The 26,527-nt window shown below is 27.5% G+C and carries 25 protein-coding genes, 1 pseudogene and 1 CRISPR repeat array; of the genes and pseudogenes, 17 read left to right on the plus strand and 9 right to left on the minus strand.

The genetic code is table 11. The features are described from left to right. Window positions 1-50 precede the first annotated feature (50 nt). The gene (locus tag EPJ72_RS12175; RefSeq protein ID WP_147730955.1) at window positions 51-377 is read left to right on the plus strand and encodes an integrase core domain-containing protein; all 327 of its coding nucleotides are present in this window, start codon (window positions 51-53) and stop codon (window positions 375-377) included. Window positions 378-499: 122 nt separating this feature from the next. Then, a CRISPR array of direct repeats spans window positions 500-987; the repeat unit is 35 nt; unit sequence GTCTCGATACCCTACTGTATGTAGGAAAGCGGGAT. A gap of 338 nt (window positions 988-1,325) precedes the next feature. Here the strand turns inward: EPJ72_RS12175 and rplT are convergent. The 5 genes from rplT to EPJ72_RS12200 all read right to left on the minus strand — a co-directional run bounded on the left by rplT (window position 1,326) and on the right by EPJ72_RS12200 (window position 5,319). Continuing rightward, window positions 1,326-1,679: a 50S ribosomal protein L20 gene (rplT, locus tag EPJ72_RS12180; protein WP_013243468.1), complete on the minus strand. Its 354-nt coding sequence runs from the start codon at window positions 1,677-1,679 to the stop codon at window positions 1,326-1,328. A 17-nt stretch (window positions 1,680-1,696) separates the two neighbouring features. Beyond that, window positions 1,697-1,900, minus strand: a complete 204-nt coding sequence (gene rpmI, locus EPJ72_RS12185) for a 50S ribosomal protein L35 (protein WP_147732388.1) — start codon at window positions 1,898-1,900, stop codon at window positions 1,697-1,699. Between the two features lie 99 nt (window positions 1,901-1,999). Continuing rightward, window positions 2,000-2,590, minus strand: a complete 591-nt coding sequence (gene infC / locus EPJ72_RS12190; RefSeq protein ID WP_147732389.1) for a translation initiation factor IF-3 — start codon at window positions 2,588-2,590, stop codon at window positions 2,000-2,002. A gap of 12 nt (window positions 2,591-2,602) precedes the next feature. Beyond that, the gene (thrS, locus tag EPJ72_RS12195; RefSeq protein WP_147732390.1) at window positions 2,603-4,534 is read right to left on the minus strand and encodes a threonine--tRNA ligase; all 1,932 of its coding nucleotides are present in this window, start codon (window positions 4,532-4,534) and stop codon (window positions 2,603-2,605) included. 128 nt (window positions 4,535-4,662) lie between these two features. Further along, window positions 4,663-5,319 carry an IS1595 family transposase gene (locus EPJ72_RS12200; protein ID WP_147731120.1) on the minus strand — a complete coding sequence of 219 codons (657 nt, stop codon included), beginning with the start codon at window positions 5,317-5,319 and terminating at the stop codon, window positions 4,663-4,665. 39 nt (window positions 5,320-5,358) lie between these two features. Between EPJ72_RS12200 and EPJ72_RS12205 the strand changes: the two are divergent. Beyond that, a pseudogene (locus tag EPJ72_RS12205) lies at window positions 5,359-5,541 on the plus strand (FkbM family methyltransferase); the annotation flags it as partial. Window positions 5,542-5,591: 50 nt separating this feature from the next. On the opposite strand, the gene EPJ72_RS12210 reads toward EPJ72_RS12205, so the two are convergent. Together EPJ72_RS12210 and EPJ72_RS12215 are read right to left on the minus strand one after the other, a co-directional pair. Then, a complete protein-coding gene (locus EPJ72_RS12210; protein WP_147732391.1) occupies window positions 5,592-5,801 on the minus strand; it encodes a DUF2905 domain-containing protein in 210 nt (69 codons plus the stop codon). A gap of 74 nt (window positions 5,802-5,875) precedes the next feature. Then, a complete protein-coding gene (locus tag EPJ72_RS12215; RefSeq protein ID WP_147732392.1) occupies window positions 5,876-6,562 on the minus strand; it encodes a potassium channel family protein in 687 nt (228 codons plus the stop codon). Window positions 6,563-6,784: 222 nt separating this feature from the next. On the opposite strand from EPJ72_RS12215, the gene EPJ72_RS12220 reads away from it, so the two are divergent. The 15 genes from EPJ72_RS12220 to priA all read left to right on the plus strand — a co-directional run bounded on the left by EPJ72_RS12220 (window position 6,785) and on the right by priA (window position 25,122). Beyond that, complete coding sequence (locus EPJ72_RS12220; RefSeq protein WP_147732393.1) at window positions 6,785-7,288, plus strand: hypothetical protein; 504 nt, start codon at window positions 6,785-6,787, stop codon at window positions 7,286-7,288. Window positions 7,289-7,317: 29 nt separating this feature from the next. After that, window positions 7,318-8,097, plus strand: coding sequence for an SDR family NAD(P)-dependent oxidoreductase (locus tag EPJ72_RS12225; RefSeq protein ID WP_147732394.1), 780 nt, complete (start codon window positions 7,318-7,320; stop codon window positions 8,095-8,097). A 27-nt stretch (window positions 8,098-8,124) separates the two neighbouring features. Continuing rightward, complete coding sequence (locus tag EPJ72_RS12230) at window positions 8,125-10,005, plus strand: hypothetical protein (protein WP_147732395.1); 1,881 nt, start codon at window positions 8,125-8,127, stop codon at window positions 10,003-10,005. A 3-nt stretch (window positions 10,006-10,008) separates the two neighbouring features. After that, window positions 10,009-10,938 carry a lysophospholipid acyltransferase family protein gene (locus tag EPJ72_RS12235; protein WP_147732396.1) on the plus strand — a complete coding sequence of 310 codons (930 nt, stop codon included), beginning with the start codon at window positions 10,009-10,011 and terminating at the stop codon, window positions 10,936-10,938. 106 nt (window positions 10,939-11,044) lie between these two features. Further along, on the plus strand, window positions 11,045-12,553 hold the full coding sequence (locus tag EPJ72_RS12240; protein WP_147732397.1) for a Do family serine endopeptidase: 1,509 nt from the start codon (window positions 11,045-11,047) through the stop codon (window positions 12,551-12,553). A 185-nt stretch (window positions 12,554-12,738) separates the two neighbouring features. Beyond that, window positions 12,739-13,482, plus strand: a complete 744-nt coding sequence (truA, locus tag EPJ72_RS12245; RefSeq protein WP_147732398.1) for a tRNA pseudouridine(38-40) synthase TruA — start codon at window positions 12,739-12,741, stop codon at window positions 13,480-13,482. A gap of 42 nt (window positions 13,483-13,524) precedes the next feature. After that, complete coding sequence (aroF, locus tag EPJ72_RS12250) at window positions 13,525-14,568, plus strand: 3-deoxy-7-phosphoheptulonate synthase (protein WP_147732399.1); 1,044 nt, start codon at window positions 13,525-13,527, stop codon at window positions 14,566-14,568. Window positions 14,569-14,942: 374 nt separating this feature from the next. Further along, window positions 14,943-17,930 (plus strand): YidC/Oxa1 family membrane protein insertase, encoded by a 2,988-nt coding sequence (locus EPJ72_RS12255; RefSeq protein ID WP_147732400.1) that lies wholly within the window; start codon window positions 14,943-14,945, stop codon window positions 17,928-17,930. Window positions 17,931-17,989: 59 nt separating this feature from the next. Then, a complete protein-coding gene (locus EPJ72_RS12260) occupies window positions 17,990-19,279 on the plus strand; it encodes a CDP-glycerol glycerophosphotransferase family protein (protein WP_147732401.1) in 1,290 nt (429 codons plus the stop codon). A gap of 14 nt (window positions 19,280-19,293) precedes the next feature. Then, window positions 19,294-20,760: a sugar phosphate nucleotidyltransferase gene (locus tag EPJ72_RS12265; protein WP_147732402.1), complete on the plus strand. Its 1,467-nt coding sequence runs from the start codon at window positions 19,294-19,296 to the stop codon at window positions 20,758-20,760. 23 nt (window positions 20,761-20,783) lie between these two features. After that, entirely contained in the window at window positions 20,784-21,674 is an 891-nt protein-coding gene (locus EPJ72_RS12270) for a DMT family transporter (protein WP_147732403.1), read from the plus strand. Between the two features lie 179 nt (window positions 21,675-21,853). Beyond that, window positions 21,854-22,309 carry a 50S ribosomal protein L13 gene (gene rplM / locus EPJ72_RS12275; RefSeq protein ID WP_147732404.1) on the plus strand — a complete coding sequence of 152 codons (456 nt, stop codon included), beginning with the start codon at window positions 21,854-21,856 and terminating at the stop codon, window positions 22,307-22,309. 14 nt (window positions 22,310-22,323) lie between these two features. Then, window positions 22,324-22,722: a 30S ribosomal protein S9 gene (gene rpsI / locus EPJ72_RS12280; protein ID WP_013243774.1), complete on the plus strand. Its 399-nt coding sequence runs from the start codon at window positions 22,324-22,326 to the stop codon at window positions 22,720-22,722. 43 nt (window positions 22,723-22,765) lie between these two features. Beyond that, on the plus strand, window positions 22,766-23,131 hold the full coding sequence (locus EPJ72_RS12285; RefSeq protein ID WP_147732405.1) for a TraR/DksA family transcriptional regulator: 366 nt from the start codon (window positions 22,766-22,768) through the stop codon (window positions 23,129-23,131). Then, window positions 23,131-25,122, plus strand: coding sequence for a replication restart helicase PriA (priA, locus tag EPJ72_RS12290; RefSeq protein ID WP_147732406.1), 1,992 nt, complete (start codon window positions 23,131-23,133; stop codon window positions 25,120-25,122). The genes EPJ72_RS12285 and priA overlap by 1 nt, the downstream gene beginning before the upstream one ends. Here priA and EPJ72_RS12295 read toward each other — a convergent pair. Together EPJ72_RS12295 and EPJ72_RS12300 are read right to left on the minus strand one after the other, a co-directional pair. Beyond that, window positions 25,119-25,727: a response regulator gene (locus EPJ72_RS12295; protein WP_147732407.1), complete on the minus strand. Its 609-nt coding sequence runs from the start codon at window positions 25,725-25,727 to the stop codon at window positions 25,119-25,121. The two genes, priA and EPJ72_RS12295, sit on opposite strands and share 4 nt — an antisense overlap. A gap of 95 nt (window positions 25,728-25,822) precedes the next feature. Beyond that, window positions 25,823-26,494: a DUF4037 domain-containing protein gene (locus EPJ72_RS12300; protein ID WP_242005016.1), complete on the minus strand. Its 672-nt coding sequence runs from the start codon at window positions 26,492-26,494 to the stop codon at window positions 25,823-25,825. Between the last annotated feature and the right edge of the window lie 33 nt (window positions 26,495-26,527).

Consider the following 26,527-nt stretch of genomic DNA (forward strand, 5'->3'; position numbering starts at 1 on the left):
TATAGAAAACTTCACCTTTTAGGATACAATCTATACAGACCGATAATGGTATGGAATATACTTATCGCTGTATTAATACTCCTAAAATAAATATTTTTGATGAATATTGTCTTAAAAATAAATTAGAACGAAGATATATTCCTGTAGCAACACCAAGATATAACGGCGTAGTAGAAAGAGTACACGGCATAGACGAAAGAGAATTTTATTCACGATTAAATAAAAATATCACAGTAGAATTATTAAGAGAAAAATTAAAAGAATATACACATTTTTATAACAATCAAAGATTGATTTCTTCGTTAGGTTATATTACAATCAAAGAAAGAATCAAAAATATTATAGCAAGTAAAAGTACAATATCTATGGCTCCATGACACAAAAAATACATAAAACTACTTGAAAAATAATAAAAAATGTATTATAATACGAGCAAGTTCTTTGACATTAAGATATAAAATATATATTAATGTGAAGAAAATATAAAGGCTAAAAAGCAGTCTCGATACCCTACTGTATGTAGGAAAGCGGGATTTTTAGCTAATCCGCCAAGATCCATATCGTGTCTCGATACCCTACTGTATGTAGGAAAGCGGGATTTTGCCTTGTTTAGTATCTATACTGCCTTGGTCTCGATACCCTACTGTATGTAGGAAAGCGGGATTAGTTCTTAACGAATATTTAGGCGGCGGAAGTCTCGATACCCTACTGTATGTAGGAAAGCGGGATGCAATACGGTAATAAGTGCCGATGCTTTAGGTCTCGATACCCTACTGTATGTAGGAAAGCGGGATATTTTTTAGATGAGCCCAAACTTCTACGAAGTCTCGATACCCTACTGTATGTAGGAAAGCGGGATTTGAATAAAACAGGCAAATGGGAAGATTATGTCTCGATACCCTACTGTATGTAGGAAAGCGGGATTTAATATAATAAATTATGCTTCATAATAGTCTCGATACCCTACTGTATGTAGGAAAGCGGGATAAAATAGAATCTCTATAATATGATTCTTCAGGATAATGAATATTTCAGATAAATATTCGTTATCCTGAAAAACTGTTAAATTCGCCTTTCTTTACTCGCCTATAAAATGTAGAATAGGAAAGAAAAATTGATATCTCTGCTCAAGTAATAAACTTGGGCTATTTTTTAATTTTTAAAAGTTTTGACAATTAATTTTTTGAATGATATATAATTTATTTTTTGATTTATATATTTTTTAAAATTTATTTATAAAAATATGTGCAATGATTTTTAAAATAAAAAACCGTCAGCATTCATTAATAATACTAACGGTAATTTTATACATAAGTAAATATTTTTTAAGCAAGTGCTTTTTTAGCTACTTCAACAACAGCCTCAAACGCTTTATAATCATCAATAGCTAAATTAGATAAAGCTTTTCTATCTATTAAAACATTAGCTTTTTTAAGACCATTAATAAACTTACTGTAAGATATACCCAAAGGTCTGCACGCAGCATTGATACGAAGAGTCCATAATCTTCTCATCATTCTCTTTTTCTGTCTTCTATCACGATAAGCATATTTTAAGCCTCTTATTACAGCCTCTTTAGCCTGCTTAGTTTGCTTGCTATGAGAACCATAATAACCCTTAGCCATTTTTAATATTTTTTTAACTTTTTTCTTTCTTACTATTCCGCTAACTGCTCTCATTTTAGTCTCCTTTTATATTATCTACCGTAAGGCATTAATCTTGGCATCTCTAACATATTAGTATCATCAGCAATTTTTACTTTACGATACTTTCTTTTAGTGTCAGGTCTTTTGCTTAAGAATTTGTGGCTACCAAATGCATGAGCGAACTTTACTTTACCTGTCTTAGAAAATCTAAAACGTTTTTTAGCACCGCTTTTTGTTTTTAACTTTTGTTTCATAAACTAATATCCTTTAAAATTATATTTACTATATGCTCAATCTACTCGTATGATAAGTACAAAGTAGTTAGTGGGCTTAAAAAAATTAATTATATTTACTTACTCTTCAGTATTAGCTGAAGCTTCTTTTTTGGAAGCTGCCTCAGAATCAGAAGAAGAAGTCTTTTTAACTTTCATTGGATTAAGCACTGCAGAAAGATTTTTGCCTTCTAATTTAGCAGGCTTTTCTGTAGAAGCTTCATTTTCCAAATCTTGTATAATTTTATTAATAAGGTCATAACCAAACTCTGTATGAGCCATTTCACGGCCTCTAAACATTATTGTGATTTTTACCTTATTACCTTCATCTAAGAACTCACGAATATGTTTCATCTTAAAGTTATAATCATGTATGCTTATTTGAGGACGCATTTTTATTTCTTTAAGCTGAACTGACTTTTGTTTTTTCTTAGCTTCTTTACTCTTTTTTTGAATATCAAATTTATACTTACCATAATTGATAATCTTACAAACAGGAGGCTCTGCTGTAGGAACTATCTCTACTAAATCTGAACCTTCTTCCTTGGCTAATGCTAAAGCATCTTTTATGCTCATAATACCAAGGCTGCCTTTCTCATCATGTACTACCCTAACTTCTGGTGCAGTAATAAACTGATTAATTCTCTCTCCTTCTTTTTTTACTGTTGCCATTATTTAGCTACCTCATTTAGTAGTAAATATAGAATCATTCATTCTCTCCTTATATTCTTTCTGTAGTTTTTCCATAAACTCAGTTAAATCCATATCTTTTATTTCTTGTGAATAACGTGTTCTAATAGATAATTTTCCATTAGAAACTTCTTCTCCTCCTATTATAACTGTATATGGAGTTCTTTGCAAGCGATATTTTTTTATCTTAGTACCTAAATTATCATTACTTTCATCAATTTCTACTCTGAAACCTGCTTCTTTTAACTTTTTAGCTACTTCATGAACTCTATTTATTTGTGCCTCTTCATTAAGAACATTAACAACAGCAACCTGTATTGGAGATAACCATAGTGGAAACTTACCATTATAATGCTCTACCAATATACCTATAAAACGCTCCATTGAACCAAGTATAGCCCTGTGAAGCATTACAGGAGTATGTTTTTTACCGTCTTTACCCTCATAGCTAATCTCAAATCTCATAGGAAGTGAGAAGTCAACTTGTAAAGTACCGCATTGCCAGTTTCTGTCAAGAACATCTTTAATATTGAAGTCTATTTTAGGGCCATAGAAAGCTCCGTCGCCTTCATTAACTTTGTAGCTTATGCCAAGCTTATCCAAAGCATTCATTAAAGATTTAGTAGCAAGCTCCCAAATCTCATCGCTTCCTATTGATTTTGTTGGTCTTGTAGAAACAAATATTTCAAAGTCCTTAAAACCAAAGTCTTTATATACAGATAAATAATATTCGATAGTGTTAATAATCTCATCGCATAATTGTTCTTCTGTACAGAATATATGAGCATCATCTTGAGTGAAAGCTCTTACTCTGAAAAGTCCATGTAAAGCTCCAGAAAGCTCATGTCTATGTACAAAACCTAACTCAGCAACTCTTAAAGGCAAATCTCTATAACTATGTATATTAGAATTATAAACAATCAAACCGCCCGGGCAGTTCATAGGTTTTACAGCATATTTAGTTTCGTCAATTTCTGTAAAATACATATTTTCTTTATAATTATCCCAGTGTCCGCTTCTATGCCATAACTCTTCATTAAGTATAGCAGGAGTTTTAATCTCAACGTATCCGCGTTTATCATTTTCATTTCTTATATATGATTCAACTGCCTTATAAATAATCATACCATTGGGGTGCCAGAAAGGAAAACCTGGACCTTCATCATGGAAACTAAATAAGTTTAATTCTTTACCTAATTTTCTATGGTCTCTTTCTTTTGCCTCTTTAAGTTTTTTAAGATATTTATCTAATGCCTCTTTACTTTCAAAAGCAGTACCATATATACGAGAAAGCATTTTATTGTTTGAATCGCCTCTCCAATAGCTTCCTGCAACAGACATAAGTTTATAAGATTTTATATATCCTGTTGAAGGTACATGGGGTCCTCTGCAAAGGTCTATAAAATCACCTTGCTCATAGAATGATACAGTATCTGCATCTATTGCCTCTATAATTTCAACTTTATATGGTTCATTTGCTTTCTTGAAATATTCTATAGCTTCATCTTTTTTCATTACTTTTCTTACTACAGGAATATTTTCTTTTACAATTTTTTTCATTTCATCTTCAATTTTTGGCAAATCCTCTTCAGTAAAAGGTCTCTCAGCATCAAAGTCATAGTAAAAACCGTCTTTAATAGCTGGTCCTATAGTAACTTGAGTATTAGGATAAAGTCTTCTAACTGCCTGAGCCATTAGGTGGCTTGTAGAGTGTCTTAATATTTCAAGCCCCTCTTCGGTGGTTGTAAGTATCAATTCTAAATCGCCGTCTGTTTCAGGCGTATATGTAAGGTCAACTTGTGTTCCATTAAACTTTGCTGCTACTGCATCTTTGGAATCTTTTTTTGCATTTTGTTTAAGGAAGTCTAATAAAGACTCTCCATGGGACAAGTCATAAGACTGTCCTAAATAATTAATTTTTGACATTATAACACCTCTTTGAATTGATACTTTATTATTTACAATAATATGCAAATAATTTGAAATATTATAACATATTTTGTTTTATAGTCAATTAGAATAACATATTTAATTTTTGGGGCTGTCCTAGATAACTAAAAAAGCTCCTTTCTTGCTAAATTATATATAATTTCCAACTGTTTGTCAACTTTTGGATTATTAAATCTAAATTGACACTCTTTAATAAATAAGTGAAAATGTTCTTTTGGTATTCCATTAAATTTACGAAGATATCTCTTTGCTTGATTCCAAAAGTTCTCTATACCATTAATATGGTTCTTTTCTTCAGCAAACTTTTCACTATGATTAATTCTAAAGTGTTTAAATTCAGAGACATCTAATACATCATAACTATGATAATAATCTGAATAAACTATACTATCTGGCTGTACTTTTTGCCTAATAATAGGCATTAAAGTGCTTATTTGGGTATTATTTATCATTTTTACATATACTTTTCCGCCTCTTTTTAATAAACCAAACACTGGTATCTTATCTTTAGCTCCTCTGCCTCTTTTTCCTTTTCTTTTACCGCCAAAATAACTTTCATCAACTTCTATTTCGCCGTTAAAAATTTCTTCTTCTTTTTCTTTCTCATATTCAAATATTAATTCTCTTAATCTTAAAAAATAATACGAAGCTGTAGTTTTATTAACACCAACTAAAACTGATGTAGTTCTTGCTGTGGTTCCTGCTACAAAATGTTCTATTAATTTTAATTGTTTATCTTGACTTAATTTACTACGTTTCATACTTTAATTTTAACAAATTTAAGTTATCTAGGACAGCCCCTAAAAAAATATAGGCCAAGTTTAGCAGTTGCAATTTATCATGGAGGAGAGCTTTTTATGGAAGATTTTTTTAAAATACCAGTATTTATAAAAAGCATTGCAGATGATTATGAGTATTATATACGAAGCTATTCACCTTGGGGTGGAGAAACCATTCTTTTTTGTAAGCCTAAAGAAAAATAAATCTAAAATAAAAAAAATAAATATGCATTAATTAAAAATAATATCTTTTATTAAAATTTAGAAATTACCCACATTATAAAAGATAGTACTATACTAGCTATTATAGAAGTTACTATTGGAAAAGCAAAAGTGAAATTTTCTCTTTTTATTACAATATCACCCGGAAGTTTTCCTATTGGAATTTTTAATAGTATTAATATACCTATTATTATAGCAATGATTCCTACGGCAATAAGCAGCTTTGCAAAATAGTTATTCATTATACTTCTCTTATTTTTAATTATATTAATTTTTCTTTGTAAAATGTTTATTTATAAAATTTATTTATAATAACTTATTCAGAAAGTTTTCTATGTAATTTTTCTATATCTTTATCATGCCCAGCTATTACAAGTATATCTCCCTCAACCATAGATTCTTCAGGGTCAGGTGTACAATCAACTATAATCTTTTTTTCTCCTAATATACTAGTTGTTTCTTTTTTTATAGCTACAACATTAATTTTATATTTTTTTCTCAAATCAAGTTCTTTTAAATTTTTACCAGCAAGTCCAGCATGCACAGGAAACTCTACTATTGAGTGATATTCAGTTAAGTCGTATAAAAGCAAAGAATCTCCAACTTCAAGCTGCTCTGCTATATGTATACCCATAGATTCTTCTGGGCTTACAAGGTGTGTGATTCCTATTTTGCTTAATATTGCTTTATGTCTTTCATCAGAATATCTTGCTATTATGTTTTTTACATTTAATTCTTTTAATATTAGTGAAGTTAATATACTTGTCATAATGTCTTCACCTATAGTAACTATAACAGCATCGAATTTATTAATTTCTATAGCCTCTAATGCTTCTCTTTGAGTAGAGTCTAATTTCATAGCTTGAGTAACACTATTTTTTATAGCTTCTATTTCATTAATATCATTATCTATTGCTAATACTTCTATTGAAGGTTTATTCATCAATCTATTTATTAGAGCTTTACCTAAAGTACCAACTCCTATAACAGCATATTGCAGCATTTGAATACCTCTATAAAAATAATTTTTTAATTATAAATTAATAATAAGTTTAATTATATATTTTTATTATAGTTTAATATAAAAAATTGTCAAAAACAAAATTAAAATATAGATAATATATGTATTATAACATAATATTAAATTTTGGTTTAGACTATTGCAATCATATTATTAATATATATAATATTAAATATATTATAGAAATAAACGGAGGTACGCTATATGAAAAATAACAAATTGTACTTGATTATAACTATTATGATGATGATAGTATTATCTTCTTGCGGAACTGGAGTTAGCAGAAACAATCCTGAAGGTTGGATAAATGATGATACTTTTAGGGTAATGGGAATGGGTTCTCCTAGTGACGATATAGATGTTGATGATAAGTTTAGAAGAGAAGTTGTATCAAGACAGGCTGCAGAGTTAGATGCTAAAAATAAGATAGTAGCTAAGATAGTGGGTTCTTACATAGAATCTTTAAGCTCTACAGAAAAGGGTATGATAGATGAATATGTAATACAAGAAAGAGTTGCAGGAAGAGTGAGAGGCGTATCTATTGTTGAGAGCAAATGGGATTCTAAACAAAACTGTACTGTTGTAGCAGAATTATATTCAAAGGGTTTAAAAAAACAAATGGATACTTTAATTTCAAAATATCTTCAAGAGGTTGGTATGCAATACACTGCTGAAGATGTTGCTGGCAGAGTAAGAACTTACGAATAATAATAAATAATTATATAAGGGCAGTTTTTATGTATAAAGAAGATATTAAAGGCAGATTAGCTTTTATTTCTGGGGCTAGTGCTGGTATTGGCGAAGCGGTTGCTAAAATGCTTGCTTCTAATGGCGTTAATCTTATTTTAACAGCGAGAAGAATTGAGAAATTAGAATCTCTTAGAAGTATGTTGGAAAAAGATTATAATGTAAAAGTAAAAGTTATAAAAGTAGATTATGCTGATACCAATAGTATAAAAAATGCTGTAACTTCATTAGAAAATGAATGGAAGAATATAGATATACTTATTAATAATGCAGGGCTTGCTTTGGGTAAGGATTATTTTTATAACAATGATATAGAAGACAGCTTACAGATGATAAGAGTAAATTGTGAGGGTTTAATAACATTAACAAAAATGATAATACCTTTAATGCTAGGTAGTAAAAATGCAGATATCATTAATTTAGCTTCTGTTGCTGCAGATGAGGCTTATTTTGGTGGGGCTATTTATTGTTCTACTAAATCTTTTGTAGAGATGTTTGGAGATGCTTTAAGAATTGAGTTAATAGATAAGCCTATAAGAGTAACAAATATAAAACCAGGTGCTGTAAACACAGAGTTTTCTACAGTTAGATTTAAAGGAGATAAAGAAAAGGCTGATAATGTTTACAAGGGTTTTGAACCTTTATATGCAGAAGATATAGCCGATAATATAGAGTATGTTATTACTAGAAAAAAACATGTTCAAATATCTAGTATGACTATTTTAGCGGGCAATCAAGCCACAGCCACTATGATACATAGGGGTAATTAATAATTATATTTTTAGGAGTTATTTTCTATGGGTGATATAGATAATACTAGAAATAGATTAAAACTAGATAATCTTAAAGAAGATGATAGAAGAAATTTGTTTAATAAGTTTGTAGATGCAGGCGGCGAGGTAATAACTAACAGAAAAAAGCAATCTGCTCCAGATTATTCATATAAGAGAAGCACCCCTAGTTATAATAAGCCTAAAAATACTAACTCTAATAGCACTCCAAGAGGAAATTATGTTTATACTAATACCTCTCAAGCTGCTAAAAAAGAGAAGCCAAACAATACTTTAATTGTAAAAAAGCAAAAGAGTGTATTTTTAAGTTTAAAATTATGGTTAGATGCCTTATCTAATAAAGTAATAACAACCTTTGGAGGAAATGTACATAATAAGTTTTTGGGTTTTATAGATAAGAATGTTATTTCAGCATTTTTAGAGATGGACACTCTTATATTCAATGCTTTAAATCCGGTAGATGATAATTCTCTAGAACCTAAAAGTAAGAAAGAAAAAATATTAGCTCAATTTGCTAATGATTTGGAAGATGTTGAGCTTTTAGAGCGTATAAAAGGTCAATATGATGAAAATATTTATAAGACTTTTTTAAGACAGTATAAAGATTTACACTCTACAACAAAAGCTAGCAGTTATGTGAATGAACTTAAAGCTATGTTTAAGCCTTTATATATTTTGCATGCTTATTCTTCAAAATTAAAATTGGCTGGAGAAAAAGCCTTGCTTGCATATTCTATAGTAGATAATATTAGTAAAGGTGTTATTAATCCTAGAATATCTAATTTTAAAAAGGATGTAGATTTAATATATTCAAAATATTATCCAAAATTATTTTCTTTGCTTCAATATGCTTCTAAAGAAAAACTTGAAACATTATCTGAAATCAATAATTTTCTAGGAATTACAGAAACAGATGTAGTTGGATATTATACTAAATTAAAAAAAGAAAAAGAGTTAAAACAAAAAGAAGAAATTACAAAACAGCATCAGGAAGAAACAAAAGAAACTCAAACACCTGAAGACAATGAAGAAGAAAAATTAATGAAAATAGAATCTATAGGTGTAAAACTTATAGAGAAAGTGGTTTCATATAGAAAAGCAGATAATAATATAGAGATAGAAGGAGACCCTTTCTTCAATGTATTGGATACTGATAAAATATATAGAATAAAAGTGTTATTAGATTTTTTGGATAGAGAATATTCTGTATTATTTGTTTCTAATAAGGTAAAATATAATTTAATTTATGATAATTTAGTGAGAACAGATTATAAGAGCGATTTTAATAATATATTTTTATCATTATCAGATTCCAATTCTAGATTTTTAGAGTATAGCGATATGTGCAAGAATGCTTTAAAAGTAGAACGAGATACATCTCTTAGATTTGAGCAGAGAGTATCTATGTTAGCTGAAAAAAATGGACAAATATCATACACTGCGAAGAATTTAAAATCACATATAGTTTCTATTATATCATCTTTAAAAAAGAAATTAGACAAATTATTATTAGATAAAGAAGAAAGAGAGAGAATCATAGCAAATCCTAATGATATATTAACATTTTTTATTGATGTCAGCGGAAGTAAAAAGAGAATACAAGGATATAATGTATTAAAAGCTTTAACAGAGGCTTATTATTTTATATCTGGTTTTTATTATTTAATTACTTCAGGAGAATTAGCTGGTGCTGGAATATTAATAGAAGGCTCTAAAAAAGCAGAAGAATATAAAAATAATGAAGATAATAATGTTAATAATAATGATGAAAAAAAAGATGATTTAGATGATAATTTACAAAAATTAGAGAAAGAATTTACAGAAGATGATAATGCATCTGAATCAAAAAAAGAAGAAAATAATATTGGCGGAAACGATCAGGAGTAGGAATTGGCTTACAAATCGAAAAAAATTATTATGCTTGAATATATTCCATTAAGAATATTAATGGAGATTATATCATTTTTTCCTTATATTTTTGTGATATTTTTTGCAAAGATTATAGGGATTTTAATGTTTTATGTAGCTCCAAAGACGAGGAAAATTGCTTTAATTAATTTGAAGCAGGCTTTTCCAGAGAAATCTTATTTGGAGAGGCGACTTATTGCTAGACGATCTATGAAATCTATGATGATGACTTTTGCTGAGTTTATAAAGGCTTCAAGAATGTCTAATAAGCAGATACTAAATCGCATAAAAATAGAAGGTATAGAGATATTTGATAAGGCTCTAGAAGAAAATAAGGGTATAGTAGCTATTACTGGGCATATTGGTAATTGGGAGTATATAGCTTCATATTTTGGTATTAAGGGTTATAATCCTAGTGTTATAGTGAGGCCTTTAGATAATCCAAAATTAGATACTTATATGAAGTCTTGGAGAGAAAAGAGGGGAGTTAAATGTATTGCTAGAAAGGGCAATTTAAAAGATATATTTTATACTTTAAGAGAGAATAAACCTGTTGCATTTTTATGTGATCAGAATTATATAGATGGAATTTATGTTGATTTTTTTGGCGAAAAATGTGCAACTGCTGTCGGTCCTGTTGCAGTAGCAATGAAAACTAAAGCTCCTATGGCTATACTTTATGATGTGCCAGATAGGTATGGTCATCATAAAATAATTGTATCAGAAATAATGCGTATAGAAGAGAAATCAACTAAAGAGGAGACTTTATATCATAATACTCAAAGATATACAAAAAAGTTAGAAGATATTATAAGAAAATATCCTGAGAATTGGCTTTGGTTGCATCCTAGGTGGAATACTCGTCCTAATGGAGAGCCTGAAATTTTTTATAAGCATAATAATTATAGATAATTTTACTTTACTTTTTTATAATAGGTTTATATAGTGAAATCATCATTCAATCAATATAGTAAAATTAGTTATATAGAAACCACAATTATAGGAGGTAATTATATATATGAATCAAAATAAAAAATCATTTATGTTTTTTCTCAATCTTGGTCTTACATTTACTTTATTAGGAATAATAATATCATTTTTTATATTTTCTTATGAAAAGAACTCTAAAGATGGCGATTTTGTTGTACATGCTCAAGCTGCACCAGAGAAGGCTGCTTTTAATGGTTCTTTAGATGGAGCTTTAGAGGTTGAGAGTGCTATTAGAGATGTTGTTGATAAGAATATGCCTGCCGTTGTTAATATATCTACAGAAATTGAATCTGGTCAGACTTATGAAGATAGATATGCTGATGAGTTTTTTAGATTTTTCTTTGGCGATCAAATGCCTAGACAGAGAAGAAGTCAAAAATCTTTAGGAAGCGGTTTCATAGTTAATGATGAGGGATATGTTCTTTCTAATTACCATGTTGTTAAGGGTGCTACTAAGATTATGGTGCTTTTATATGGCGAAGATGAGGAATTGCCTGCTAAATTAATAGGTTTTGATGAGGCTTATGATTTGGCTTTATTAAAAATTGAATCTGACAGAGTATTTCCTTATGTAGCTTTGGGAGACAGTGATGCTATAGAACCTGGTGAGTTTGCTATTGCTATTGGTAACCCTTATGGTTTAAATAATACTGTTACTTTTGGTATAGTTAGTGCTAAAGGCAGAAGTGATGTTGGCGCTAACAGATATCAGAGATATATTCAAACAGATGTTGCTATAAACCCAGGTAACTCTGGCGGTCCATTATTTAATATACATGGTCAAGTTATAGGAATTAATACTTTGATATATTCTACTTCTGGCGGAAGCATTGGTATAGGATTTGCTACTCCTATTAATATTGCTACTTCTGTTATGAAGGATTTAAAAGATAATGGAAAAGTTACTAGAGGATATTTAGGAATATATTTACAAGATATTGATGAAAATCTTTCTAGAGGTTTAAATGTTAAACAAAACTCTGGTGTATATGTAAGTGAGGTTATACCTAATTCTCCTGCTTCTAAGGGCGGTTTACAAGATGGTGATATTATAATTGAGTTTGATGGTGAGAGAATGACTAAGAGTGTTGACTTATTTAATAAAGTTGCTACTACTAAAGTTGGAAGTAAGGTTGAAGTTAAATATTTAAGAAATGGAAAAGAAAGAGTTACAAGAATTACAATAGAGGCTAGGGAAGAAGATGAAGATGTTGTACCTAGTTCTAATTCATCACAAAGCTCAAGAGATGCTAATGCTTGGATGGGTTTAGATGTTTCTGATGTTACTCCTGAGATATCTCAAAGACTTCAGATTAGAAGCAATGAGAGAGGTGTTGTTGTAGTAAATATGGCTCAAAACTCTAAAGCTTATTCTGCTGGACTTAGACCTGGTGATGTAATTAAGGCTATTAATGGTATAACAATATCTAATATTGATGATTATAATAAGTTTGTTAAATCTTATGGTGAAGATAAGTCATTTACAATTACAATAAAACGTTCTAGAATGACTTATGTTATAATTATAGAAGAATAAAAACTTAATAAAGATATTATTATTTGAGAGCTGGGATATTATTATTTCTCAGCTCTTTTTTATTTTTAGTATTTTTTTAATAATCAAAAAATACTTATTAAAAAATATTCCTATAATAATAATTTGACTTAATTTATTATTATAGTATGATTATTCAAATATAATTTTTACTAGTATAAATAATAATGACAAATATAAAAATAACAATACAATATGATGGTACAGATTTTTTTGGCTGGCAGATACAGCCTAATTTGAGAACAGTTCAGGGTGAAATTTACAAAGCGGTTCAAAAAATATATTCAAAAAAAAGCACTATATATGGATGCGGACGCACTGATGCTGGGGTGCATGCTTTGGGGCAGGTGGCTAATTTTAGAGTTGAAAAAATGCTTGTGCCTATAGAAAGAGTTACTAGAGCTTTAAACTCTTCTCTTCCTAAAGACATAAGAATAATTAATGCTGAAGTTGTAGATGATAGTTTTAATGCCAGAGCGTCTGCTACATTTAGAGAATATATTTATGTAGTTCAAAACAGTGATATATCAATTCCTTTTTATGAGAGATATTCTTGGTTTTACAGAAAGAATATTATAAACGAAAAACTTATAAATGAATATGCTAAATATATTATAGGTGAGCATAATTTTACATCTTTTTGTTCTACTGAAGATGAGAATGACTCAAAGTTTAGGTATATTGAGAGGGTGAGGGCTATAAGAAAAAAAGATACTATATATTTTATTATAAGGGGCAATGCTTTTTTGCATAACATGGTTCGTATTATAGTTGGTACATTGGTAGAGGGGCAAAGAAAAAATATGCCTATTAACTTTATAGAAGAGATATTAGAAAAAGAGGATAGAACTCTTGCTTTTGTTACTGCTCCTGCTCATGGGCTTTATTTTAGAAGGGCTTTTTTTAAATAGAAAATATATATATTTAATATTATTTTTTAAGGAGATTTTATTATGATAGTAGTAATGAAACCAAATGCTAAAGAAGAGCATATAGAAAGTATTATAGAAAGATTAAAAAATGCTGGGTTAGGAATACATAAAAGTGTGGGAGTTGATTATACAGTAATAGGAATGGTGGGTGATACTTCTAAAATAGACAGAGATTTGATAGCATCTTTACCGGGAGTATCAAAAGTTTTAAAAGTACAAGAGCCATTTAAAAGGGCTAATAGGGTATTTAAAAAAGAAGATACTATAGTAGAAGTGTCTGGTGTAAAAATAGGTGGAGAGAAACCTGTGATAATAGCAGGCCCTTGTTCTGTAGAAAGCGAGGAGCAATTAATAAGCATAGCAAAAAGTGTAAAAGCTTCAGGAGCTTCAATGCTTAGAGGAGGAGCTTTTAAGCCTAGAACTTCTCCTTATGCTTTTCAAGGTTTGGCACTTGACGGACTTAAAATATTAAAACTTGCAAGAGAAGAGGTTGGTATACCTATAGTAAGTGAGATAGTGTCCATTAGACATTTAGAGGATTTTGAAAATACTGTTGATATGATTCAAATTGGTGCTAGAAATATGCAGAACTTTGAGCTTTTAAAAGAGGTTGGTAAATTAAAAAAACCAATACTTTTAAAAAGAGGATTAGCTAATACTATAGAAGAATGGCTAATGAGTGCTGAATATATACTTAATCAGGGTAATGATAATGTTGTATTATGCGAGAGAGGGGTGAGGACATTTGAAACTTACACAAGAAACACTTTCGATGTATCAGCAATACCTGCAATAAAGCGTTTGAGTCATTTACCTGTGATAGGCGACCCTTCGCATGCAAGCGGCAAATCTTGGATGGCACTTCCTCTCACTTTAGCAGCAATTTCTGCAGGTGCTGACGGTATGATTATAGAAGTACATAATGACCCTGAGCATGCTTTATGTGATGGGGCACAGTCTATAAAGCCTGATGTGTTTGATGATATTATGCAGTCTGTTAATATGATATCAGATACCGTTGCAAAAATAAAAGAAAAACATAATGGCAAAATTTATACTAAATAGTTTCAATAATGTATATTTTTAAGCTGTAAATATATTTATTTTACAGCTTTTTTTATGTTTAAATTATTGAAAAATATTTATTTGTTTAATTTTTTTTATAAAAATGATTGCAATAATTATAATTTAATGTTAAAATGTATAAAATGATTGAAAGCGGAGATAGAATGACAGTCAACAGTCAACAGTCAACAGTCAACAGTCAACAGTCAACAGTCAACAGTCAACAGTCAACAGTCAACAGTCAACAGTCAACAGTCAACAGTCAACACTTCATAATTTATTTTTGTCTTTATCATTACATAGAAAAAACATATCCTTTGTGTTTTATCAAAAAATTATAAACTCAAAAGAGCTCATTTCTTGGGAGGATTATAATGTTTTTTGATATACTTTATAATATTTTAATATACCCTATAGAATTTATTATAGAAATATTATTCTATTTGTTTAATAATGTATTTAAATCAAGTTATGGTATAAGTTTATTTTTACTTAGTATATGTATAAATTTTTTGTCGCTTCCTCTATATAATATAGCCGAATCTTGGCAGGCTAAAGAAAGAGCCATACAAGATAAAATGAAGCCAATGATAGATAATATTAAGGCTGTATATAAAGGAGATCAAAGATATTTATTAATTAGAGCTTGTCAAAGAATAAATGGATACAAAACAATATATGCTTTTCGCGGTACTTTGGGACTTTTAATACAAATTCCTTTCTTTATGGCTGCTTATAATTTTGTGCATAGTTTAACAGGATTAAACGGTGTGCCTTTTTTATTCATTAAAGATTTATCTAAGCCTGATGCTTTAATTCATATAGGCAGTTTTAGTATTAATTTGCTTCCATTTGTAATGACTTCATTTAGCTTATTAGCAGGTTTTGTTTATTCTAAAAAATTAAATTTTAAGGAGAGTCTTCCTTTATATATAGTATCATTAATATTTTTAGTTTTATTATATACTTCACCTTCAGGACTTTTATTTTATTGGACTATAAATTGTTTGTTTTCTTTATTAAAAAATATTGTAATTGAATACAAGCTTTATAATATATTTGTAGTTAATAAACATAAATTATTAAAAGCTTATAATATATTTTTTATTATAGTTACAATATTATTTATATTATTAATCTCTTTAGGAAAAATAGAAAGAAAGGCGTATTTATCTGATTTTAATTTTATTTTTATTAAAAATAATAATAATTATGTATACTCTGCTAGAATAAAATATTACAGCAAAATATTTATAAGCAGTGATATATTTGAATTTAGAGGTAATGTTAATAAGCTTACAAAACACATAAAAAAAATAGAATTTAATGGTCTTAATACTAAAAATGCTATTGTAGAATTAGATAAAGATATAAATACTATAAATGAAAATATAGATATTTATTATACATTATCTCCTAAATCTTATTCAATTAATATATATACTTTTTTATTAATATTAACTTTTATAGTTAACATAGGTAATGTTTACAGATTGATATTTAAAAATAAAGAAGAGGAGTTTTCTTTTACATCTATTAGAGATAAATTGATTATTATATCTTGTATTGTTATAAGTATATTGTCTGGCTTATTTATACCTACTTCATTAATAGGTAATTCCCCTCAAGAGTTTACTAATCCTTTTTATTTAATATTTAATAATTTATCTATATGTATTGGATTATTTTTATTTTACCCTTTATTTATATATTCTTTATTTTCTGAAAGAGTTAAAAATTATTTGACATTATTGATAGTTTTTTTAGTTTTTATTGTACTTATAAACACATTTATAATGACAGGAAATTATTTAAATATTAATGCTGATTTGATATTTGATAATTCTAATTTGCTTATATCATCTTTTAAAGAAATATTTTTGATGCTGTTATTAATTATATTATCTCTATTATTAACGATTTTTATTTTAAAGAAAAATAATACTATACTTATTAATATTTTTTATATTATATTAATTGTATTTGTATTTATTTCTTCATTTAATATTTATAAAATTATAAAATCTCATAATAGTTTTGTGAAAAATGATTATATTGCTAATAATAGTAATAGCTTAAAGATATTTAATTTATCAAAGACAGGTGAAAATATATTTGTTTTTATCCTTGACAGAGCTATAAATTCTTACTGGATAGATGCTTTGGAAAGATATCCAGAGTATAAAGAAAAATTAGATGGTTTTACTATTTATCCTAATACAGTTTCTTTTTCTGATTTTACAGCTACAATAGCTTCTTTATATGGGGGATATGATTATCTTCCTTATGAATTGAGTACAAACAACAATTATAGTATAAAAGATAAACATAATGAAGCGTTATTAATGTTGCCAAGAGCATTAGAAAAATATGGTTATAAATCATCTATATTAGAGCCTGTTTATGCTAATTTTCAATATACACCTGATTTAACTATATTTAAAGATTATACTAATGTTAAAGCTTATAATAATAATGTTATTGATAAAGATAGTATTGCAAAATATTTTAATCTAGCTGATTTTAATATTAATGAGTATAATAAGATAAAACAAAAAAATAGATTTATAAGATTTTCTATATTAAGAATGCTTCCTATTAATTTAAGATATGATTTTTACAGTAATGGTAATTGGTTTAATATTGATAGTTTTAATATTAATTCAAGTATATATTCTTATGCTATTTTGAAGAACACTAAAGATTTAATCAATATAAAAGAAGAAGGTAATTATTATAATATACTTCATAATATGATAACACATGAACCGCAGTTTTTTGATTCTGATTGTTTACCTTATTTTGAATCGAAAAATGTTAAAGATGAAGATTTATTAATTTATAAAGATGAATTGAGTGTAAGGCATTTTTATGCTAATGTGGCTTCTATAAATATTTTAATCGATTTTATAGAATATTTAAAAACGAATGAAGTTTATGATAATACAAAAATTATATTAGTTTCAGATCATGGGCGAGATGTTAATACAAGAGTATTTGATGGTAATTTAAAATTTGCTTCTTGGTACAATGCTTTGCTTATATATAAAGATTTTAACAAGAGAGGTGCGATAGAAATAAATACTAACTTTATGACTATAGCTGATACTCCTTATTTAGCAGTTAAACATATACCAAATATAAAAAATGTGTTTAATAATAAGATTATTACAAATGATTATAAGACAAATGGAGCTTATATAATTCAATTAAACAAATGGGAGATTAGTAAGCAATTTTATAATTATTATAATTTTAACTATTATTATTATGTTAAAGATAACATATTTAATATAAATAATTGGGAAAAATTTAAAATAGATATAAAAAATAAAAATATAGAAGAAGCGCAATTAAAATAGTTTATCTCTATATTAAAAAATTATACTATTTATTGATATATTAAATTTTAGGAATAAATATGATAATTACTATTTTAACATTGTTTATATTAATTCAAAATAATGTTTTTGGATATATAGACCCTGGAACAGGAAGTTTACTTTTTTCAGCACTTTTTGGTATAATAGGAACACTTTTCTTCTTATCAAAAGCATTAGTGATAAAGTTAAAAACTATGTCTTTTTCTAAAAGTAAAAATATAGAAACAGAAGCTTCAAAAAAGGCAAGAATAATAATTTATGGAGAAGATAAAAGATATTATAATGTATTTAAGCCTATAATAGAGGAACTTATAAAATTGGAAATACCAGTAATATATTATAGTTCAAGTGAAGATGATCAAATTTTTGAAATGAAAAATGATTTACTTCATACTGAGTTTATAGGGGTAGGTAATAAGGCTTATGCTAAACTAAATTTTATAGAAGCTGATATTTGTTTAATGACTACACCTAATTTAGATGTATTTCAATTAAAACGCTCTAAAGGAGTAAAAAAATATATTCATATAACCCATTCATCAGCAGAGACATCTACTTATTGTTTGTATTCATTGGATTTTTTTGATATTGTATTTTTAAATGGTGAACATCAAATAAGAGATATACGCGAGCTAGAAAGAAAAAGAAATGCTATTATAAAAGATTTATATGTTGTAGGAAGTCCATATTTAGATGAATTGTCTAAACTTAAAAGTACTGTTGTTAAAGAATTAAAAGGAAAATATAAAGATAATAGAAAAACAGTATTGTTAGCTCCATCTTGGGGTATGAATTGTATTTTTAGGAGATTTGGTGAAAAACTAATAGATAATATAGTTAATTCAGATTACAATGTTATAATAAGACCTCATCCTCAATCTATAATATCTGATAAAGATATTTTGGATAAATTTAAAGAAAGATATAAAGACAAAGATAATGTCGAATGGGATTTCAACAGATTAAATATTTATTCATTATCAAGAGCTGATATTATGATATCCGATTTTTCAGGTGTTATATTTGATTATTTGTTTTTATTTGAAAAGCCTGTTATAATACCAAGTTTTGTATTTGATAAAAGAGGTACAGATGCAATAGAGATAGATGAAGAAGTATGGACTTTTGAAACTCTGCCAAAAATAAGTTTTAAGTTAGATGAAAGCAATTTTTCAAATATTTCTTCTATAATATCTCAAACAATTAATAATAATGCATTAAGAGATAATATTATTAAAGCAAAAGAAGAAGCTTATATGTATCCTGGTGAATCTGCTAAAAGATCTGCTGATTATATAAAAAATATGCTTGCTGATTTATCTATATAAATTAAGGTGATGTTATGAAAGCTATAATACTTGCTGCAGGAAAAGGAACTAGATTAGCACCAATGACTTTAATAAAACCTAAGCCATTATTGAAAATAAACGGAAAAACATTGCTTGAGAATATGGTAAAAATATTAAAGAATAATGGAGTAGATGATATAGTTGTTGTTGCAGGATATAAACATGAAATGTTTGATGAATATAAAGAAAAACTTGGATTTAAAAAAGTTATATATAATGATTATGCAGTTAAAAATAGCAGTGCTTCATTAAAATTTGTTATAGATGAGATAGTAAAAGGTACAATGATATTTAATGGAGATCTATATTTAAAAAATAATTTTTTTTCTTATATAAGATCAGATTCATCTCAGTTTTTAGCTCAGAAAATAGTAGATGGTGTTACATCTTGGGGATATATAGTTGATAGGAATTTTAAATTAATAGATATAGATACCAATGCTACAAGTGGTTATGGAGATGGTATAGCAGTATTTGATAATGAAGAAGATGTGAAAATTTTAAAGGAAGAACTTCTTAATACGTCTGATGATGAATATTGGGAATATTGTGTTTTAAGATCAATAAATAAAATAAATTTTTATGCTTTTAATCATGATGATTTATATGTTGAAATAGATTCTTTTAAAGATGCTTTATATCATGATTTGATAACCCCAAAAGAAATAGCTGAACAATGTTCTGATGATGGAAAAATTGATAAACTTGCAGGGATAACAAATGTTAACTATAAAATTAAATTTTTAGGTGAAGATAAAATTATAAGAATACCTGGTAAAGGTACAGAAAATATAATAGATAGAACTTCTGAAAAGAAAATATTATCTCTTATATATGATAAAGACATAGTACCAAAAAGTGATTTTTATGAAAGTGATATAAAATTGACTGATTTTTTATATGGATATAGGTCTTTAGATTTTAATGATTTAAAAAATTGTGATATTATTTTTCCTTTGATTGCAGAGCAAATGAAAAAACTTCATAATATTAGTCATGAAGATCATATGGATTTTAAAATTATTTCTATGGTAGAAGAAATAGAAAATTATGAAAACCTTTCTCAAATAAAAATAGTTAATAAATCAGAACATAAATTCTTATTAAATTTAGCTAGAGATATGGATAAAGGTAAGCAAGTATTATGTCATAGAGATTTACAGCTTCCTAATATAATGTATAATGGTGAAATAATAAAATTTGTTGATTTTGAATATGCAGGTTTTAGTTCTATATTGTGGGAGCTTGGTAATTTCACAGCCGAATTAGAATTAAACAAAGATCAAATAATGAAATTTATAGAAATTTATAAAGATATAACCTATGAAGAAATAATTATAGGTCAGATGATGTCAAATTATATATGGGCATTATGGGGCTGGATTTATGATTCCATAGATTTAGGAAGGAATTATCTTTCTAGATTTCATTCTAATATCAATTTTTTAATGAAAAAATAAAAAAGACTTTTATGGAATAATTTATGGGACAATATTTATTAGGACATTTTTTAGCATTTTTAAGTGTATTTTTTTGGTCTTCTCTTTATGTTTCTACTAAGATATTATTGGAAGACTTTACTCCTCTTGAATTACTTGTGATGCAGTTTGTAATAGGCTATTTATTTTTATTAATAATAAAACCTAAAAGACTTGTGCTTGAAAATAAAAAAGATGAAATATATTTTGCACTTTGCGGTTTAACAGGTATCACTATATATAATTTGTTTTTAAATTTAGCTATAGATTATTCTTTGGCATCAAATGTTAGTGTCATAATAGCAGCAGCTCCTTTATTTACAGGTATATTTTCATTTATATTAAAAATAGATAAGCCGTATATAAATTTCTTTATTGGATTTATTATATCAATTATAGGTATTATCATATTGAGTTTTAATGGTAAAATAGAACTTCAATTAAATCCTTTTGGAGATATTTTAGCAATAATATCAAGTATGGGATGGGGACTTTATTCTGTTTTGATAACAAAGATTACAGATAAAAAATATGATGTTATTTTATCTACTAGAAAAATTATATTTTATGGAATAATATTTATGATTCCTTCATTTTTGTTTTTAGATTTTAGCCCAAATTTTTTAGCATTAAAAAAACCAGTAACATTATTTAATATGATATTTGTAGCAACTTTTGCTTCTGGTATATGTTTTATTATATGGAATAAGGCTACTTATTTGATAGGGGCTATTAAAACTAATATATATGTATATTTAACTCCAGTTATTACTATTATAGTTTCTATTATTATACTTAAAGAGAAAGTAACTTTTATATCTATTTTAGGCATGTTTTTAACATTATTTGGGGTTATTATTTCAGAACTAAGAAGAAATAAAATATTTAATAAATAATTTTTATTTAAATATTACTAATTTTATATTTATAGTAATTAGAATTGTTATATTAAAAAATAAAAAAGTGTTATAAAAGCTTAGAAAAATTTGACTTCATTAGTTATTTGTGTTATAATTAATCACTCGTTACATTTTAGAACAAACCACAATATTTAAAAACTTTTAGAAGGTGTATTATGGATAAGAAAACTTTAAAAACAAAAGATAGTACTTATGTTTTATCCCAAAAAGATATAAAACAAAACTGGCTTATTATAGATGCTAAAGGTAAATCTTTAGGAAGAGTTGCAAGCAGAGCAGCTTATTTATTGAAAGGAAAACATAAAGTTGATTATGCTTACAACTTAGATAATGGCGATTATGTTATTATTATTAATGCTAAAGATATAGTATTAACAGGAAACAAAAAGAAAGGCAAAATACATTACAGACACACAGGTTATCCTGGCGGTATAAAATCTGTAAGCTATGGTGAACTATTAGATAAAAATCCTGAAAGAATGGTAAAAATAGCTGTTAAAGGTATGCTTTCACATAATCCATTAGGCAGACAGCATCTTAAAAAATTAAAAGTATATGCTGGCAGCGAACATCAGCATGAAGCTAATAAACCTACAGTTGTAAATATATAATTAGGAGTTAAAAAATGGCATCTAAACAATTAACTATATTCACAGGCAAAAGAAAAACTGCTAATGCTAGAGTTCGTATAGCTTTAGGAAGCGGTAAAATTTTAATAAATGGTAAAAATTATGCTGAATATTTCTGTAACAGAGCAGCTTTACTTAAAGTTGTAGAAGACGCTTTAAAAGTAACAGGAAATTTAGGTAAATATGATGTATATGCTAATGTACGCGGAGGCGGAGTTTCTGCTCAAGCTGATGCTGTTAGACATGGTATAGCTAAAGCCTTAATAGGTGAGAGTCAAGACTTTAGAACTACTTTGAAGCGTAACGGTTTCCTTACAAGAGATTCTCGTGTGGTTGAACGTAAAAAATACGGTAGATCTGGTGCTAGAAAGCTATTCCAATTCTCAAAACGTTAATTATATATTATTCTCTTAAAATATTATATAAGGTGTTTAAGAAATGAATGCTAAAAAATTAAAGAAATTTAAAGATTTAATATTAGAAGAAAAAAGAAAGACTTTAGACGAACTATTAAGCGGAAATGAATCTTACGAAACACTTAAAGAAGATGCTCATGGTGATTTGGCTGATATAGCTTTTCAGGCTTATGAAAAACAAAGTTTAGTATCTTTTTCGCAAAAAGAAAGAGACAGATTAGATATGCTTAATAATGCTCTTAAAAGAATTGAAGATGGTTCTTATGGTAAATGCATAGATTGTAAAGAAGAAATTAATGAAGAGAGATTAACTGCAATACCATATACTTTAAGATGTATTAATTGTATGTCTAAATATGAAGATAAAAAACGCCGTGAAAAAATGTAATGTATGTTAAAGTCGTTTTTAACCTTCCTATAGATAAGGTACTTACATACAAAAAACCTGATGATATAAATGATAGTTTGATAGGTTGTAGGGTTATAGCTCCTATAAGAAATAGAGGTACTAAGGGGATTGTAATAGAGGAAACTGATACACTTGACGGAGATTATAAAGTACTGCCTATCACAACTAGAATAGACCTTGAACCTATATGCTCTGAAAATGAATTTAATTTAGCTAAATGGATGAGCAGATATTATCATTCTTCCTATGGTGAGGCACTATTTGCTGCTTTACCTGCTGGAAATCCTTCCAAAAAGAAAACTACGCCAAAACCTATAAAAGTAAAACAAAAGCCTTATTTAAAACTTAATGATGAACAAGAAAATGTTTTAAATACAATATTAAAAAGTATAGAAGAGAAAAAAGCTAAAAGTTTTTTACTTCATGGTGTTACTGGAAGCGGTAAGACAGAAGTTTATTTGCAGGCTATAAAAAGGGTAGTGGATTTAGGAAAACAGGCTATTGTAATACTTCCAGAAATATCCCTCACTCCTCAAACCATCAAAAGATTTGCTGAAAGGTTTGAAGGGAAAATTGCTGTGCTTCACAGTAAATTATCTCCTACTGCTAAATATAGATATTGGCAGATGATAAGAAATAATGAGATAAAAATTGTGATAGGGGCAAGAAGTGCTATATTTTCTCCTACGCCTAATCTCGGTATTATAGTGATAGATGAAGAGCATGAAACTAGCTATAAGTCAAATGAAACTCCGAGATATCATGCAAGGCAAATTGCTTTCTATAGAAAAGAAAGAGAAAATGCTACGCTTATTTTGGGAAGTGCTACTCCTTCTCTTGAAAGCTATTATCATGCTTTAAATGGCACTATAGAACTTCTCACTCTAACTAAAAGAGCATCATCAATTAATATGCCTGAAGTTAAGATTTTGGATTTAAAAAAAGAAAAGAGGGCTGATTCTTTTCCAATGCTTACCCAAACACTGGTGGAAGAGATTAATAAAAAACTAGAGCTTAAAGAGCAAATAATATTATTTTTAAACAGAAAAGGATATGCACCAGTGGTGAGCTGTTCTCATTGCGGAGTGGTATTGGAATGTCCTAATTGTTCTGTTTCGCTTACTTATCATAAAAAAAAGAATGTTGTTATGTGCCATTACTGCGGTTATACTCAATTTGTAGAAGAGTTATGCGATAAATGTAATATTGGGCATTTTGAGAGAATTGGAACTGGTACAGAAAAAGTTGAGGAGAATCTTAATACTTTATTTCCAAATGCTGTTATAGAGAGAATGGACCAAGAAACTGTTGGCGGAACAAAAAAATATGAAGATATATTCAAAAGGTTTGCAGATAAACAAATAGATATTTTAATTGGCACTCAAATGATAGCTAAGGGGCTTGATTTTCCTAATGTTACTTTGGTTGGTGTTTTGCTTGCTGATATGTCGCTTCATATACCAGATTTTAGAAGTGCTGAGAGAACTTTTAATTTAATAACCCAAGTTGCTGGAAGAAGCGGAAGGGGTGATAAAAAAGGCGTTGTTTATATTCAGGCATTTAATACTAATCATTATTCAATACTTTATGCCAAAGAGCATGATTATATTTCTTTTTACAATAGAGAAATAGAAAATAGAAAACATACTACAGGACTTCCTTATCCTCCCTTCTTGAGGTTGGTGAGAATTGTTGTACGAGGGATAGATGAAAAAAAAGTATCAAGTGATGCTAATATTATAGCAGATTTGGCTAGAACTCTTACATATAAATATACTGAAAAAGTGGAAATATTAGGTGCTACATCTTGCACTATGAGTAAGCTAAATAAATATTATAGATGGAATATTTTAATAAAAACTACATCTCATTTACTTTTAAAAGAGTTTTTTGAAAGTTTAAATAAATCATTTATACCTCAAAAAGGCAACTATATAGAAATAGATATAGACCCTGTTAATATGCTTTAAATATCTACATAAAACCTTAAAGCATTTCTTATTCTTGCATTTAATTCGTTTTGACCCACAGGTTTTTGTACATAATCGCAAGCTCCCTTTTCAAGTCCATTAACTACATCATCTTCATTATATTTTTTTGTGATTATAATAATAAGTGCCATTCTTAAACTTATTTCTTTTTTTATCTCATCTAATAAATAAAAATAATCCTTATCATCAGATAAATTAATATCCATTAGAATAATATCTGGAAGTATTTTTTTTAATTCATTTAATGGATTAGTTAAATTAGATACTATAGAAACTTCATAATCATTTTTAAGCCATTGTAAATAGTTTTTTCTTGTAATTTCAATTGGCTCTATAATTGCTATTTTGTATTTAGATACTTTTCTTTTTAATTTTACTCTTTTCTCTCTTTTATTGAATGCTAAAAATACTTTTAAATCAGCATATCTAATTTTGTATCTTTTGCCCGGTGTGAGGTCTGCTTTAAGTCCATAATGTCTTACCCAATAATTTACAGTTGTTCTCGACACTCCTAATATCTTTGAAACGTCTATTGGGGAGAGTAAATCATCATCTTCATATATAACATTTTTTTCTAAATCCATTAAATTTCCTTTATTTTTAATAAATAATAAAAAAAATAGAATAATATATAGCTATATATTTGTCAATAAAGTAAATATACAGTTATATTTTAAATTTAAAAAAATTTTCTAATATTTCCAATAAGATTTTTCACTTTTTCTAAAATATTATTATTATTTATAATATCTTCTATGTCTTTATCAAAATTATCTGGCAATTTTTTACATAATTTTTTAGCGTAACTTATAAGTTTTTTCTCACCAACATGAAGCTCTTCATTTATAGCAAATAATATATCAAAATATGATGCTAATATAGCAGTTATTCTGTGATTAATACTAACAATATCATTTCTTTTTACTGCATTTTCTAATTGTTCGTAAAATGAAACTGATTTTTTAGCATACATAACATTATAGTTTTTTTCTATTATATTATCTTTAAGTTTTTTAGGATAATCTTTATTTAATTCTTTTTGAAAATTTCTAAAGGAATCATTACTCTCGTAAAGAATTTTAGAGTTTTTTATATTGTATAAAAATGCTGTAGTGTAGCCTATTTTTGAATTATAATTTCTCCACACATAGTTAATTTCATTTTCTATAAAAGAAATATCTCTATACATAAAATCTAAACATATATTATTTTCTTTTAGTATAATCTCATCTCCATGTTCAAAATAATTATTTTCTATTTCATAATTCACTGAATATTTTTTTGCGAATTTCTCTCTCATTTCTATATTTATTTTATCTTTAGAATAAACATAAATATCATAATCTGACATATTATCGTTAATTAAACTAGTTTGAGAGCCAGC

It is taken from the genome of Brachyspira pilosicoli, assembly GCF_008016535.1.
GTDB classification, from domain to species: Bacteria; Spirochaetota; Brachyspiria; order Brachyspirales; family Brachyspiraceae; genus Brachyspira; species Brachyspira pilosicoli_A.